Source organism: candidate division TA06 bacterium, from assembly GCA_016208585.1.
Taxonomy (GTDB): Bacteria; Edwardsbacteria; AC1; order AC1; family EtOH8; genus UBA5202.
In genome coordinates this window covers 41,486-55,934 of record JACQXR010000034.1, presented here as the reverse complement: position 1 = coordinate 55,934, position 14,449 = coordinate 41,486, and the positions used below count along the sequence as shown (strand labels likewise).

The 14,449-nt window shown below is 52.7% G+C and carries 10 protein-coding genes, 1 tRNA gene and 1 pseudogene; all 12 read left to right on the top strand.

Annotation, left to right across the window (positions count from 1 at the left end; translation table 11 throughout):
• The first annotated feature begins 181 nt into the window (after window positions 1–181).
• The 12 genes and pseudogenes from HY768_02930 to rimO all read left to right on the top strand — a co-directional run bounded on the left by HY768_02930 (window position 182) and on the right by rimO (window position 14,447).
• Window positions 182–1,228: a hypothetical protein gene (locus HY768_02930; protein MBI4726171.1), complete on the top strand. Its 1,047-nt coding sequence runs from the start codon at window positions 182–184 to the stop codon at window positions 1,226–1,228.
• A 402-nt stretch (window positions 1,229–1,630) separates the two neighbouring features.
• Window positions 1,631–1,706, top strand: a tRNA-Phe gene (locus HY768_02925).
• Window positions 1,707–1,872: 166 nt separating this feature from the next.
• A complete protein-coding gene (locus HY768_02920; GenBank protein ID MBI4726170.1) occupies window positions 1,873–3,162 on the top strand; it encodes a hypothetical protein in 1,290 nt (429 codons plus the stop codon).
• Window positions 3,163–3,341: 179 nt separating this feature from the next.
• Window positions 3,342–4,079 (top strand): ComF family protein, encoded by a 738-nt coding sequence (locus HY768_02915; GenBank protein ID MBI4726169.1) that lies wholly within the window; start codon window positions 3,342–3,344, stop codon window positions 4,077–4,079.
• Between the two features lie 225 nt (window positions 4,080–4,304).
• Complete coding sequence (locus HY768_02910) at window positions 4,305–6,386, top strand: diphosphate--fructose-6-phosphate 1-phosphotransferase (GenBank protein ID MBI4726168.1); 2,082 nt, start codon at window positions 4,305–4,307, stop codon at window positions 6,384–6,386.
• Window positions 6,387–6,799: 413 nt separating this feature from the next.
• Window positions 6,800–7,915 carry a DUF362 domain-containing protein gene (locus tag HY768_02905; GenBank protein MBI4726167.1) on the top strand — a complete coding sequence of 372 codons (1,116 nt, stop codon included), beginning with the start codon at window positions 6,800–6,802 and terminating at the stop codon, window positions 7,913–7,915.
• A gap of 157 nt (window positions 7,916–8,072) precedes the next feature.
• Window positions 8,073–8,960, top strand: coding sequence for a lysophospholipid acyltransferase family protein (locus tag HY768_02900; protein ID MBI4726166.1), 888 nt, complete (start codon window positions 8,073–8,075; stop codon window positions 8,958–8,960).
• A 185-nt stretch (window positions 8,961–9,145) separates the two neighbouring features.
• Entirely contained in the window at window positions 9,146–10,270 is a 1,125-nt protein-coding gene (locus HY768_02895) for an HD domain-containing protein (protein MBI4726165.1), read from the top strand.
• 21 nt (window positions 10,271–10,291) lie between these two features.
• Window positions 10,292–12,087 (top strand): annotated as a pseudogene (locus tag HY768_02890) (type II/IV secretion system protein).
• Window positions 12,088–12,102: 15 nt separating this feature from the next.
• Window positions 12,103–12,528 (top strand): PaaI family thioesterase, encoded by a 426-nt coding sequence (locus HY768_02885; protein MBI4726164.1) that lies wholly within the window; start codon window positions 12,103–12,105, stop codon window positions 12,526–12,528.
• Entirely contained in the window at window positions 12,525–13,067 is a 543-nt protein-coding gene (locus tag HY768_02880) for a phospholipase D family protein (protein MBI4726163.1), read from the top strand. Before HY768_02885 ends, HY768_02880 begins: the two co-directional genes overlap by 4 nt.
• A gap of 6 nt (window positions 13,068–13,073) precedes the next feature.
• Window positions 13,074–14,447, top strand: a complete 1,374-nt coding sequence (gene rimO, locus HY768_02875) for a 30S ribosomal protein S12 methylthiotransferase RimO (GenBank protein MBI4726162.1) — start codon at window positions 13,074–13,076, stop codon at window positions 14,445–14,447.
• Window positions 14,448–14,449 lie beyond the last annotated feature (2 nt).

Below are 14,449 nucleotides of genomic sequence, written 5' to 3'. Positions count from 1 at the left end.
GAGTTTGAGCAGGTTCATAAAATGCTCAACCGGAAAATCTACAATTTGGATCGTTTTTGTAAGTGACCCTAAAATACGGAATCAGTATTTACAATGCTTTGGGAGGTTTTTTGTTGCATATTGCGCATTTTTGAGGTTAAAAAACAGCCCCATATTAACCTATCAATGAAAGGAGGAAGAGATGAGTGCAAAAAGAATTATCGCAGCTGGATCAGTTCTGCTTTGGGTACTATTCATTTCTGTAAGCAGTGTTTCGCGTCTTGCTGCTCAGGTGCCAAAGTCAGAAAAGGAGATACCAGTTTTTCCCGGCGCAGTCCGTGATACGGACAAAGAGTCTGCCTTGAAGAGCGAACAGGGTGGGGAGATCAGTCCGAATGTGCGAAGCGGTGTGTTGAAGGTGTACAAAACGAGCGCATCGCCGGAGGAAGTGTTCCGTTTCTATCTTCAGAAGATTGGCGCAAAAGAGGGGGCGCCAGATATAGACCCAAGAGGACTCGAACGAGGTGCAATATCACCAGTAGTGCATCGAATTGACTACTATACGGATGAGGATTTTGACGACGCTAACTATGAACCCGAGGGATGTTTCTCCGGATCTGGATTAACCCAACATACAGGCACCTGGATGAAACAGAGCCTGATGAAAAATCGGAAACCGCGCGCACCCGGGAAATGGATCGAAGCCGGCTGGATTAGTTGGTATCAGAAGGAGAGCAACAATGATCTCACCACCTTTTACATAAATATCATGGACGAGAGTTTGGTGCTGGCGCCGAAGAAATATGCGACGGCCACAAGCATCCGGATTACCGCCACGACTGAAAAGTCGGAGGAGGCAGTGCGGGAAGAGACCGAGGTGCAAATGGACAAGGAGGTCGAGGAACGAGCTAAGTCTCTAAAAAGTAAGCCACCAACTGCAAAGGACCTTGGCGCTCCTGTGTATCCCGGCGCTAAATTTAACGCAGACGCTTCTGCCGGCATGTCGGCCGGCAACGATTATGCAATGTATTTGTATCTCACAACGGATCCACCGTCCAAAGTCGCCGCCTTCTATGGACAAAAGCTGAAGATCAAGCCGGCCGCTCAGGGGGGCCGATACATGATTCCGCTCAAAGGAAAACTGCCTATGCCCGATGAGGGTATCGTTATCGAACCAAACACCATGTTCGGCGGCAGCGCAAAAACCGTCATCACCATACAGAAAATGACTGGAAAGAGAGAAGAGTGAGGGAAGTCTAAGAGCTTACAGGTAGAGCTTTCCAGTGTATGAATATTCATTCCGACATGCGTAAAGCCTCAATGAAGAATTAAGAATAATAATATATAGGAAAGCGGCACGGTAGCTCAGGCGGTAGGGCGCCCCGATAAATCGGGGGCGTCGGCAGTTAAAATGAATGAATATTTTGTATACGTGCTTCGGAGCCTGAAGGATAAAAGATTTTACATAGGCAGCACAGCGTGTTTGCAAGTAAGGCTTTTAAATCTGGCGGCGTTATAGCCACAAGATATCGCAGGCCTTTGGAGATAGTATATACTGAAACATTTTCGGACAAGTCGGCTGCTCTTTTAAGGGGAAAATATTTAAAATCCTTAAAAAGCCATGAGGCCGTTCAAGAAATAATAGATAGTTGGCACGGTAGCTCAGGCGGTAGAGCGAGGGACTGAAAATCCCTGCGTCGGCAGTTCAACTCTGTCCCGTGCCACCATTTAAGACCAGGCGAAAGTCTGGTCTTTTTGTTTGGATTCCATGGGCCATAAAGGCCTGGCAAGTCTTTTTATTTTCATATTTGGAGTTGACAGATAAAGGCTATTATAGTATAATAAAAGGAAATATTTGCTAACAACAACCATCAATTTTATCAGGAGCCCGACATGAAAAAGACTCTATTATTAGTTCTTATTCTGGCTGCCGCCCTAGGCACCGGTTTTGCCCAGGTCCTGCCCGGGGCCGTCAATGACAGCACTTCCAGCTTCACCGGAGGCCTGGGCTTCACCATGATCGACGGAAAACCCTATTTTACCCTGCAGCTGGCGCCGGAGCTGAGGTTCTCCAAGCTGGGGGTGGGCCTGGACGTAACTTTGCTGATAGACAAAGACGGCAACCTGCGTAAGAATGAATGGAAGCCGGCCAGCAAGATGGCGCGGTTAGTCCGCTATATCAGCTGGGGCAGCAAGCCGGACAAGTTCTACACCCGGGTGGGAGCATTGGATGCCACCACTCTGGGCAACGGCTTTTTAATGAACAACTACAACAACCGGGCCGACGATCTAAACCGCAAGATCGGGATGGAGCTTAATCTGAAGTTTCCTTGGGGAGATGCCCCGACCATGTTCGGCTTCCAGTCCATGATCTCCAACTTCGGGCGGTCCGAGCTTTACGGTTTCCGGGGCTTCGTCTGCCCCCTGGCCAACACCGGAATCCCCATCGCCAAAGGGTTTGAATTAGGCGGAACGGTGGTCAGCGACGTTGACCCCGACCAGGACAAGGCCAACAAGGATGGTGTGACTGCCTTCGGCGCCGACTTGGGGCTGCCCATCATCAATATCAGCATCCTGGCCAGCCGGATCTATTACGATTTCGGCCAGATAAAAGAGTTCGGACATGGCAGTGCGGTTGGCATTTCGGCCCTAATTTCTTTCCCCGGCAACGCAGTAACCTTGGGAGCCAAACTGGAGCAACGCTTCCTGGGACAGAGATTCCTCCCTCAGTATTTTGACATGTTCTACGAAGTGGACCGCTTCCGGGTGGTGGATTCCATTCCAACATGGAAGAGCGCATCGATAAACGAGGTCACCGAGGCCAGGAACGGCACCTACGGCGAGATCTCGGGCAACGTCATAGGCAAAGTCCGGATCATGGGCAGCGGTTACAAGACCCGGGGAGCGGACAGCACCGGCATCCTGCACATCGAGGCCAACGCCCCGGACCTGATTCCCAAGGGCGATGTCCGGGCCTATTACGACCAGAAGAATATCCAAAGCCTGTCAGACCTGTTCGCCAAAAAAGAGAACATGCTGGTAACAACCGATATCGGCTACCAGGCTTATTGGAAGCTGTGGATGTATCTTACGTATCAAGTCGCTTATGAAAAACAGGACGACGACAGCTATCTGACCAGGAAGAAGTTTTCCACCAGGCTGGCTTTAAAATTTAACTTTTAACTCCGGCTGAAAACAGAGAGAAGGGAAGGCGAGAAAAGATTCTTGCTTTCCCTTTGTTTTTAACCTGACTTCACTTTTTTAAAAACGTATAATAACTCAACCCCTTTCATTCCCCTTCTCTGGAAAGAGAAGGGGGCAGGGGATGAGTTCAAACAGTCCAGCGTAGCTTCGATCGCCAGATGCTCAAATCACTATTTCACAGCCTGCTGAATTTCATCTTTCCCCCGTTCTGCGCTTCCTGCCACAAGAATATGCTGCAGCAAAAGAGCGGATTGATCTGCGATACCTGCTGGGATTCCCTGGAAAGATGGGAAGCCCAAAGTTGCCAGCGCTGCGGGATGCAGGTGCCGTCGGTATCTGAAGATCAAGCTCCCCTGCTTTGCCCCAAGTGCAGGGTCCCGGACTGGGCCTGCGCCGACATTCGGGTCATCGGGCCTTTCAAGGCGCCGCTGGCCGATGCGATCCATCTCCTGAAATACTCGGACCGCCGTTCGGTGGTAAAGAAGTTTTCCGGTTACATGGAACAGTTATTGGCCGGGGCGGGCCATTACCAAACGGCCGATCTGATACTGGCGGTGCCGCTGCATCCGGCCCGCAAAAGGGAGCGGGGCTACAACCAGGCCCAGCTTCTGGCTCAGGCTTTGGGAAAGCTTTTGAACAAGCCCTGCCCCGAAAAAATAATTTTCAGAGCCAGGCATAACCGGACCCAGACCAAGCTTAACAAACAGCAGCGGCTGGAAAATGTCAGGGATATTTTTACCGTCAAGAAGCCGGAATTAGTCAAGGGCAAGCGCATAATTTTGATAGACGACGTGCTGACCACCGGAGCCACCATAGGATCATGCGCCTCGTCTCTTCTGGCTGCCGGTGCCTCGCAGGTGCTGGCCCTGACCGCGGCCGCGGCTCCTCTGGATTGAATACGCTTTTCGTCCACAGATTAACGCAGGTTATAACAATTATATTTCCGTTAAACTAGTTGAATTAACGTGGGTAAATCGTGATAATCTGTGAAAATCTGCGGATTATAATTTCCCAGGTGGTCATTCAAATTTGTTACCGATTTTTATTGACATAAACCTTTGGTAGTGTTAAACTAAAAGGTTGTTAAAATCGTCATTTCTTCCATAAAAATAGGAGAACCAATGTCAGAAATCTCCGTTTTACAAAAACACCGGGCTGGTTACCGGCCCAAACTTCCGAAGATCTTCATCCAGAACGGTCCCCGGCTGAGGGCTGTCGAAACGGGCAAACAGGCCTCCCAGAACGAGATCATTTCCAGGGCTTTTCCCAAGAGCGTGGCCTTCAAACCGGTGCTGTTTGAGCCAGATCAAAAGCGGCAGTACAAGCCGCTGAATGTGGGGGTGATCTTTTCCGGAGGTCAGGCTCCGGGCGGGCACAACGTGATCGCCGGATTGTTTGATTTCCTAACCACCGCCAACCCCCAAAGCAAACTATACGGTTTTCTGGGGGGCGGCGGGGGTTTGGTGGACAATAAATATCAATTGTTGACCTCCGGCCTGATTGACGAATACCGCAATACCGGGGGATTTGACCTGATCCGCACCGGGCGCACCAAGTTGGACCAGGAGGAGCAGTTCGTCAAAGTGGCCCAAAACTGCCGGGACTTAGGGATCACCGGGCTGGCGATAGTGGGCGGCGACGACTCCAACACCAACGCCTGTCTCTTGGCCGAATATTTTCTCCGGCACGAAGCCGAGATCAACGTAATCGGCTGCCCCAAGACCATAGACGGCGACCTGAAGAACGGGCAGATCGAGATATCCTTCGGCTTTGACACCGCCACTAAGGTCTACACCGAGTTGCTGGGCAACATCCTCAGAGATTGCAACTCGGCCCAGAAATACTGGCATTTTGTGCGGGTGATGGGCCGTTCTGCCTCGCACATCGCCCTGGAATGCGCCCTGCAGTGCCACCCCAACCTGACCATAATCTCCGAGGAAGTGGCGGCCCAAAACCTAAGCCTAAAGCAGATAGTAGAGCAGATCGCCGGCCTGGTAAGGGACCGGGCCGAGGAAAGAATGAATTTCGGGGTGGTGGTGGTGCCGGAAGGCCTGATCGAGTTCATCCCCGAGATCAAAGTCCTGATAACCGAGCTCAACGAGATCCTTTCGGGACATCACGAATATTTCAACTTCCTGCCCACCACCAAGGACAAACACCAGTTCCTGAACAGCAAGCTGTCGGCGGCCTCGGCCCAGGCCTACGGCCAGCTGCCCGACGAACTGCAGTGGGAGCTGTTGGAGGACCGCGACCCCCACGGCAACGTCCAGGTCTCCAAGATCGAGACCGAGAAACTGTTGATAGACATGGTGGGCGATCTTTTAAGGGAATGGAAGGCCGAGGGGAAATACCGGGGGAAATACGCGGCCCAAAACCATTTCTTCGGCTACGAGGGACGGTGCGCCGCGCCATCCAACTTCGACGCCGATTACGCCTACAGCCTGGGTTACACCGCCGGGGCTCTGCTGGGAGCGGAGAAGACCGGCTACATCGCTATGGTCAAAAATCTGATGAAACCGTCTTCCGAGTGGGTCCCGGGCGGGCAGTCCCTGGCCTCAATGATGGCGGTGGAGCGCCGCCACGGCCAGGACGTGCCGGTGATCAAAAAGGCCCTGGTGGAACTGGAAGGAGAGCCGTTTAAGGTCTTCGCCAGGCAGCAGGACAAATGGATGTTGTCGGCGGACTATATTTATCCCGGCCCTATCCAGTATTTCGGCCCGGACGAGGTCTGCGACCGGACCACCATGACCCTGGTGCTGGAACAGGGCGAGGAGATACTGCACGCTCTGTCCACCGTTAATGCCCTGAAGGACAGCGACTTTTTTGGCCGGCTGGCCCCGGATTCGCTGACCAAGCTGTTGGGCATGGTCCAGTATCTTTCGGTGAGGCCCGGGCAGGTGGTGATCCGCCGAGGCGAGATCGGGCAGTGTTTTTACGTGGTGATGGAAGGCGAGCTGGAAGTGCTGGGCGGCGATGATTCCTCCGTGGTGGCCACATTGAAAAAAGGCGACCCCTTCGGCGAGATCGCCCTGCTGGCCGATGTGCCCCGCACCGCCACGGTGGCGGCCAGGACCGAGGGAGACCTGATATTCATCAACAATTATGATTTCAAGGATTTTCTGGCCGAGCACCCGGAGCTGGAAAAAAATTTGTCGGAACTGAGCCAGGCCAGGCTGGCGGAGTTGAAGGAGAAAGGGAACTGATTTCCCCTTTGGACAAATATCGTAAGGGCAATTGCCCCTACAGGTAAAACCGAAACATAGAAGGAGGCACCAAGGTTAGAAAGGTTCTGACCAAGGTTATAAGTTATAACCTTGGTCAGAAGGGTTATTACCAAGGTCAGAATGATTCTTACCTGGGGGAGAATGGTTCTTACCAAGGTTAGGAAACATCTGACCTGGGTTGGCAAGGCTGTAACCTATGTTAGAAGGTCTGCAACCAAGGTCAGGAAAGATATAACCGGGGTTGCCAAAGATATTACCAGGGTTAAGTACCCTCTAACCGGAATTCAGTAAAAAACAATGGCCGGCGTTTGCCGGTCGTTGTTTTTTTATGGCGTTTTAAAATTGACATGGGTTTATTTTATGGTATAATGTAACCAACAAGATTGAATGCCATGCCTCAAATCTCCTTAGTCAAATGCCAATCATACAACCAACCAGAGGTTGACGCCGCGGTAAAAAAGGCCGTGGATTTTTTGGGCGGCATATCCGCCTTTGTCAAGCCCGGCCAGAAGGTGCTGCTTAAGCCGAACCTCCTTTCGGCCCAACCCCCCAACCAGGCCATCACCACCCACCCGGCGGTGGTGGAAGCGGTCATCATCCTGGTAAAAGGGGCCGGGGGGATTCCTTTGGTGGGCGACAGCCCGGCCGGGGCTTTCAAAAGCCTGGATGAATTCTGGAGCATTACCGGGATGCTGGATGTTTGCCGCAGGCATCAAGTGGAATTGGTCAGTTTCGAGAAATCCGGGGTCAGTCAAAAGGAGTTTAACGGCAAAAAATACCACATCGCCAAACCGGTGCTGGACGCCGATGTCGTCATCAACCTGCCTAAATTAAAGACCCACAGCCTGACCTTGATGACCGGGGCGGTTAAGAACATGTATGGAGTGATCCCCGGCCTTAAAAAATCCATGTACCACAAGCAGGCCCCCAAACCGTGGGATTTTTCCAAACTCGTGGCGGATATATACGCCCTGGCCCGGCCGCATTTAAACATCGTGGATGCCGTGACCGGCCTGGAGGGGTTCGGCCCTTCGGCCGGTAAGCCGCGCCAGTTGGGCATGATCCTGGCCGGATCCGACGGGGTGGCAGTGGATGCCCTGGCGGCGCATCTGTTGGGCAAAAAACCGCTGGACATCCCCACTACAAAAATCGCTTACCGCCAAAACCTGGGGGAGGCCGATCTGAAGAATGTAGAGGTTTTAGGGGACCGTTACGATCCGCTCAAGGACTTCATCTGGCCGCCCAACTGGTTCTACTCGTTCATTCCCGGTTTTCTGGCCAAATACGCAGCTAAATTGTTCTGGGTGCGGCCGGCCATCGATCCAACAATGTGCATCAACTGCGGTTACTGCGTGGAGAGCTGCCCGGTCAGCGCTTTGGCCTCGGTTGGCCCGGTGCCCGAATTCAACTATAAACTGTGCATCAATTGCCTGTGCTGCAGCGAGGTTTGCCCCCGGCACGCCGTCTATCAGAAACGCAGCCCGGTGGCCAAGCTGCTGGGACGGTGAAACCGAATGGGACGCGCTTACGCCCCGGGGGCTGCAGCGCGCAGGCGCGGATTGACGCAGATACGCGCTGATTTTATACCACTTTCTAAATTGGGAATTAAGTTGTTTTATAATGACTCATGTCATTCCCGAGACATCGGGAATCCAGGAAATATTAATGAAAAACATCGGCTACATACTGCAATACTGGCTGCTGATCTTTCTGGGTTGGTGGGTAAACCTTCTGCCTGAGAAAACAGCTTTGAGTGTCGGCGCTACCTTGGGCAAAATGGCCCTTGCCCTGAGAGTGCGGCGTAAAATGGCCCTGGATAATTTAGCGCGGGCTTTTCCCGGTAACAACCATGCTGAAAATCTCCGGATAACGATCAGCCTTTACCAAAATCTGGGAAAGAATTTGGTGGAGTTGTTGCGTTTTAAAAAGTCTGACTGTCAAAGAATTAAGGATAAAGTAGAACTTAGAAATACCGAATATTTTGATCAGGTTGTAAAAAACGGCCGGGGAGGGATATTAATAAGCGGGCATTTTGGCAATTGGGAAGCGCATGCCGCCGCTATCGCTAACAGCGGTTATCATTTTTCGGTAGTGGTCTATCCCCAGCATAATAAATATGTTGACGAGGCGCTCAATTCCCTGCGCCAGTCAAAAAACGTCAATATCATCTTCAAAAAAGACGCTGTCCGGGAAGTGCTGACCGCTTTGCGGCAAAACCATTTCGTGGCCATGCTTTCGGACCAGGATGCCGGACAGGACGGAGTTTTCGTCGATTTTCTGGGGCAAAAAGCCTCCACCACCAGGGGCCCGGCCGTCTTTGCCCTTAAGACCGGCGCGGCTCTCATCACCGGGGCCATCGTCCGGCAGGAAGGAGGAAGGCATATTGGGTATCTTAATCCGCCTTTTTACGCCGATACCAAAAACGAAAAACAGGCGGAGATACTGCGCCTGACAAAACATTTCACTTCCCAGCTGGAACAATTTGTGATCAGCCATCCCGACCACTGGTACTGGGTGCATAAAAGATGGAAGACGAAACAGCCGGCGGCCTGAAAGTAGATACCCACAGGCGGAAGCCCGTGGCACTTGACCTAATTTACCCGCCTACGGCGGGATTACACGTCCTCGGTAAACAACAATTTTATACCGATAATTCACGACACGCATTCATCCATGGGTAGCACCCGGGGTCTGCTACGCCTTTGATAAAATATCAAGGCTTATAGACGAGAGATAAAATGAAAGACCTGAAAAATCCCTTATCGCCTGAAACCTATATCCAACGGCTTAAGGCCCGGGAAGAGGATATCCGGGGGCCCTATTTCCGGGACCAGACGGCCATCATCCATTCCATGCCGTTCCGCCGGCTAAAACACAAGACCCAGGTCTTCTTCTCGCCCGATAACGACCACGTCTGCACCCGGATGGAGCACACTCTGCACGTGGCCACCATCGCCGCCGCCATCTGCCGGGTGCTGGGGTTGGATGTGGACCTGGCTCAGGCCATCTCGCTGGGGCACGATCTGGGCCATGCGCCGTTCGGCCACCGGGGCGAGGAAGTGCTGGACGATTTGCTTAAAACTTACGGCGGGTTCAATCACGAGCTTTACGCCCTGCGGGTGGTGGACAAGCTGGCCAACGACGGGGCCGGTCTAAATTTAACCTACGGTGTCCGGGACGGGATCATCTGCCACTGCGGAGAAAAATACGAAAAGCAGATCCATCCCCGCCAAGAGCAGGTCGATCTGAGAACCATCAAAAAGTTGGGCATTTATCCCAGCACTTACGAAGGCTGCATCGTGCGGATGTCCGACAAGATCAGCTATCTGGGCCGGGACATCGAGGACGGCATCCGAGCAGGGATCATCAACGAGGACGAAGTTCCGGCAAATATCAAGGAAATACTGGGCCGCAAGAACGGCGAGATCATAGACACATTAGTCAACGACATCATCGCCGAATCGCAAAAGACCGGGGCCATCTCCTTCTCCGGCCGCCACCGCCCGCTGATGCGGGCCCTGTATGATTTCAACCTGAAGAACATCTACACCTCGGCCCCGTTGGAGGAGTACGGGATGTTCTGCGAAAAAATATTGAGGACCCTGTTTGATGAACTCAACCAGGCATATCAGAAATACGGCCGGGATTACCCGGAATACGATGCCGACCCGGTGCCGCTGTTCCGCCGCTTCGGACGCCACGTCCAGAAGCTGGCCGACGTTTACGACGAGGAGCAGCCCCCGGTCGCAGTGATCGTCAGCGATTACATCGCCGGGATGACAGATAACTACGCCCTGGCCTGCGTGCACGAGGTATTCATTCCCGAACCAATTAAATTTGACCTGCCCCGGTCCTCCAACTGATCAATATTTAACGAGAATGATATGACCGTTTCAACTCACCTTACCCTGGAACAGGTGGCCCAGATGCTGCTTAAATGCGGCCGGATTACTCCTGACCAGCACCGGGAGATACTGGTAAAGGCCCCGGCCCAGTGGGCCAAGCTGCAGAAATACCAGGAATCGGCGTACAGCCGCAGGCTGCACCAGGCCGCTAACATTATCACTCCGGCCGAGGTCATCTCCTCGCTCAATATCCAGGTCCCGGGGCAGCCGGGCAGGTATCTGACCGAGGATATGATTACCCAGGCCGTGGCCCAGGAACTGAACATTCCCTACCGCAAGATAGACCCGCTGAAACTGCAGTTAGACGTGGTCACTTCGCACGTGGCCCGGCCCTATGCCATCCGTCATCTGATAGTGCCCCTGGAAGAGGAGGGCGGCACGGTGACCATGGCGGTGGCCGACCCTTCCAATATGGAGATAGTGGAAAGCCTGCAGAACGCCCGGGGCATCAAGATAAAAATCGTGCTCAGTTCCAAGACCGACATCCTGAAGATCGTCCGCGAATTCTACGGCTTCAGGGCCTCGGTGCGGGCGGCCGAGAACGACCGGATCATTTCGGACGAGTTCAACAACCTGGAACAGTTCGTAAAGCTGAAGGGGCAGGAGGATTATCGAAGCCAACGATCAGCACGTCACCAGCGCGGTGGAATACCTGCTGCATTACGCCTTTGAACAGCGGGCCAGCGACATCCACATCGAGCCCAAACGGGACAAATCATACCTCCGGCTCCGGATCGACGGGATGCTGCATTACATTTACACCATCCCCCGCAACCTCCATGCCCCGATCATTTCCCGGATAAAGATCATGTCCCGGATGAACATCGCCGACAAACGAAGGCCCCAGGACGGCCGGATCAAGACCAACTATGCCGGCAAGGACATCGAGCTGAGGATTTCCACCGTCCCGGTGACCTTCGGAGAAAAAATGGTAATCAGGATCTTCGACCCCCGAGATACTGATGCAGGACCTGGACCAGCTGGGTTTTTATCCCCGGGAATACCAGACCTACAGCGCCTTCATCCGGAGGCCTAATGGAATAATTTTGGTGACCGGCCCCACCGGTTCTGGCAAGACCACTACTTTGTACTCCTTGCTAAAAGCCCTATCCTCGCCCGAGGTCAACATCATCTCGGTGGAGGACCCCATTGAAATGGTGATCGAGGAGTTCAACCAGATCGGGGTCCAGCCGGCGGCCGGGGTAACATTTTCCACCATTCTTCCCAGCATCCTGCGCCAGGACCCCGACATCATCATGGTGGGCGAGATCCGCGACCGGGAAACCGCCGAACACGCCATTCAGGCGGCCTTGACCGGACATCTGGTGCTTTCCACTTTACATACCAACGACGCTCCTTCGGCCATGGTCCGTCTTTTGGATATAGGCATACCCTATTATCTGATCTCCTCGACCGTGGTGGGCGTGATGGCCCAACGTTTAGTACGCCGGATCTGCCCTAATTGCCGCCGGGAGCGGACAGCCAATCCCGAAGATTTCGAGGGCTTTTCTGCCGGGGAGCATCCGGCCAAGATTTACTACGGCGAGGGCTGCGTGGACTGCCGGGGAACGGGCTACAAGGGCCGGATCGGGATATTTGAAGTGATGGAGATGACCGACAATTTGAAATCGGTGCTGACCTCTGATAACACCAGCCTTAACGAGATATACAAGACGGCCGCCGCCGCCGGCATGGTTCCCCTTAAACAAGTGGCTTTGCAGAAAATGATGGAAGGTTTGACCACCTACGAGGAAGTGATTTCGGTAAGCGGCTGAGAACAGAAAATCATAATGGACAACAATAAAAATCTGATCGATGACAAGGGATGTTTTGCCTGCGGGAGAAAAAATCCCGACGGCCTGCAACTGAAGTTCAACTATCCTCAGCCGGGAACCTGCCGGGCAGCGTTTGTCCCGGAGCAGAAATACCAGGGCTGGCAGGGGATATTGCACGGCGGCATTGTTTCCACCCTGCTGGACGAGGCCCTGGCTCACGCCGTGGGCGGTTCCGAGGGCGGAGGCGGGGCTTCCGGCGCGGTGACCGCCGAGCTGACGGTCAGGTTCAAGCGTCCGGTAAAGATCGGTCAGGAGGTAATTTTAAAAGGGCAGGTTATCCAAGACAAGGGCCGGGTAGTCGAAGCCTATTCCGAGATAACCAGCCGGCAGGGAGACATACTGGCATTTGCCAGCGGGAAATTGGTGAGGCCGCCTAAATGAGCATCTCTAATGGTCTTGAATTCATCACCGACGGACAGATATACCAAAAGGTCATTTTAGAGCAAATACCCAAGGCCCAAAAATACCTGTGGCTGGCCACTTCGGACCTTAAGGACCTTTATGTAGCGGAAGGCAAACGGATGGCGCCTTTTTTGAAAATATTGTCAGAACTTTGCCAAAGGGGGGTGGAACTAAGACTGATCCATGCCAAGGAGCCGGGGCCGAACTTCCGGAAAGATTTTGACCGCTATCCCGACCTAATAGAAGGATTGGAGAGGTTGCTTTGCCCCAGGGTCCATTTTAAAGCGGTCATTGTAGACGGCAGTTTTGCCTACTCTGGCAGCGCCAACCTGACCGGGGCCGGGATGGGGGCCAAATCAGACGATAGAAGGAATTTCGAATCGGGCTTCATTACTTCGGATAAATATCTGGTTGACAAAATCATGAAGCAATACGACGAATTATGGATGGGGAAGCATTGTGAATCCTGCCAACGCAAAAGATATTGCGCCGAATACAAGGACATCCTTGATCAATGATTAACTATGAGTAATTCTGCCAGGCCATTGTATAGCCGCAAGGCATATCTAGTTTCACTTGGCTGTTCCAAGAACCGGGTGGATACCGAGGCTATGATCGGCCAACTCTTTCAGGCCGGGTATCAAGTAACCAGCGACCTTTCTCGGGCCGACGCAGCCATTATTAACACCTGCGGTTTTTTGCGGGAATCCGTCAGCGAGGCTTTATCCGAAATTGCTATCATAGCCCGGCATAAGGGAAAAATCGGTTTTCGTTTAGTGGTCACCGGCTGTCTGGTGCAACGAATGGGCAAAAAACTGTTGCGCGAAATTCCGGAGATTGACTCACTGGTCGGAGTGCACGGCTACAATGACATCGTTTCAGCCGTGGCCGGCACCAAAAAACTGTCTGTCTCCAAAACCAGCTGCGATTATTCAGGCCAATTCTATCACAATCGCGTTTTGACTACCGGGCCGGGTTGGGCCTATCTCCGCCTAGCCGACGGCTGTGATAACAATTGTTCCTATTGCCTCATTCCAAAAATTAGGGGAAGATTCCGCAGCCGGCCGATGAAAGATCTCGTAGCTGAGGCCAGAATACTGACATCCCAAGGCGTCAAAGAAATCAACCTGATCGCCCAAGATACCACCAACTACGGACTGGACCTGTACGGGGAAAGAAAATTAGGGGATCTGCTGTCACGGCTGGATAAGATCAAAGGCCTGGAATGGGTCCGACTGTTGTACACCCATCCGGCCCATTATGACCAAAAACTGATCAGGTCACTCAAGAATAGTTTGAAAGCCGTTAAATATCTGGACATCCCGATGCAGCACAGCGAAGGCCCGATTTTAAAAGCCATGAATCGCAGAACGGATAGCGAAAAATTGGAATCATTGATGTCTAAGTTGCGGAGCGAACTGCCCGGCCTGGCAGTAAGAACGGCCTTTATGACCGGCTTTCCCGGCGAAACCAAAAACGAATTTGAGAAACTGCTGGATTTTGTTTCCCGGCAGAAATTTGAAAGGCTGGGGGCCTTTGCCTTTTCTGCCGAACCAGGTACGAGGGCCTGCAATTTTAAAAAACAAGTGGCATTGTCCCTCAGGCAAAATCGGCGCGATGAACTGATGGGCCTGCAACAGAAAATATCTTATCGCTGTAATAACATCAGAGTTCGCAAAATATTCCAGGTGTTGGTGGAAGGGACGGTTGAAAAAAACTCGGTCGTTCCGTTTAAAAAAGGCTACAGTTATTATGGCCGCAGTTATGCCGAGGCTCCCGAGGTGGACGGCAAGATATATATCCAAACAAATAAGGTGCTTACCCCGGGGAACTTTGCTGAAGTTAGGATAGACCGGGCCTGGGATTACGATCTTGGCGGGATCATCGTTCCACAATAAAT

Excerpts from the sequence above, each read along its gene's own strand:
- HY768_02905 (MBI4726167.1), top strand. The coding sequence starts at position 6,800 with ATGCCTCAAATCTCCTTAGTCAAATGCCAATCATACAACCAACCAGAG.
- HY768_02920 (MBI4726170.1), top strand. The coding sequence starts at position 1,873 with ATGAAAAAGACTCTATTATTAGTTCTTATTCTGGCTGCCGCCCTAGGC.
- rimO (MBI4726162.1), top strand. The coding sequence starts at position 13,074 with ATGAGTAATTCTGCCAGGCCATTGTATAGCCGCAAGGCATATCTAGTT.
- HY768_02880 (MBI4726163.1), top strand. The coding sequence starts at position 12,525 with ATGAGCATCTCTAATGGTCTTGAATTCATCACCGACGGACAGATATAC.
- HY768_02895 (MBI4726165.1), top strand. The coding sequence starts at position 9,146 with ATGAAAGACCTGAAAAATCCCTTATCGCCTGAAACCTATATCCAACGG.
- HY768_02930 (MBI4726171.1), top strand. The coding sequence starts at position 182 with ATGAGTGCAAAAAGAATTATCGCAGCTGGATCAGTTCTGCTTTGGGTA.
- HY768_02910 (MBI4726168.1), top strand. The coding sequence starts at position 4,305 with ATGTCAGAAATCTCCGTTTTACAAAAACACCGGGCTGGTTACCGGCCC.
- HY768_02900 (MBI4726166.1), top strand. The coding sequence starts at position 8,073 with ATGAAAAACATCGGCTACATACTGCAATACTGGCTGCTGATCTTTCTG.
- HY768_02915 (MBI4726169.1), top strand. The coding sequence starts at position 3,342 with ATGCTCAAATCACTATTTCACAGCCTGCTGAATTTCATCTTTCCCCCG.
- HY768_02885 (MBI4726164.1), top strand. The coding sequence starts at position 12,103 with ATGGACAACAATAAAAATCTGATCGATGACAAGGGATGTTTTGCCTGC.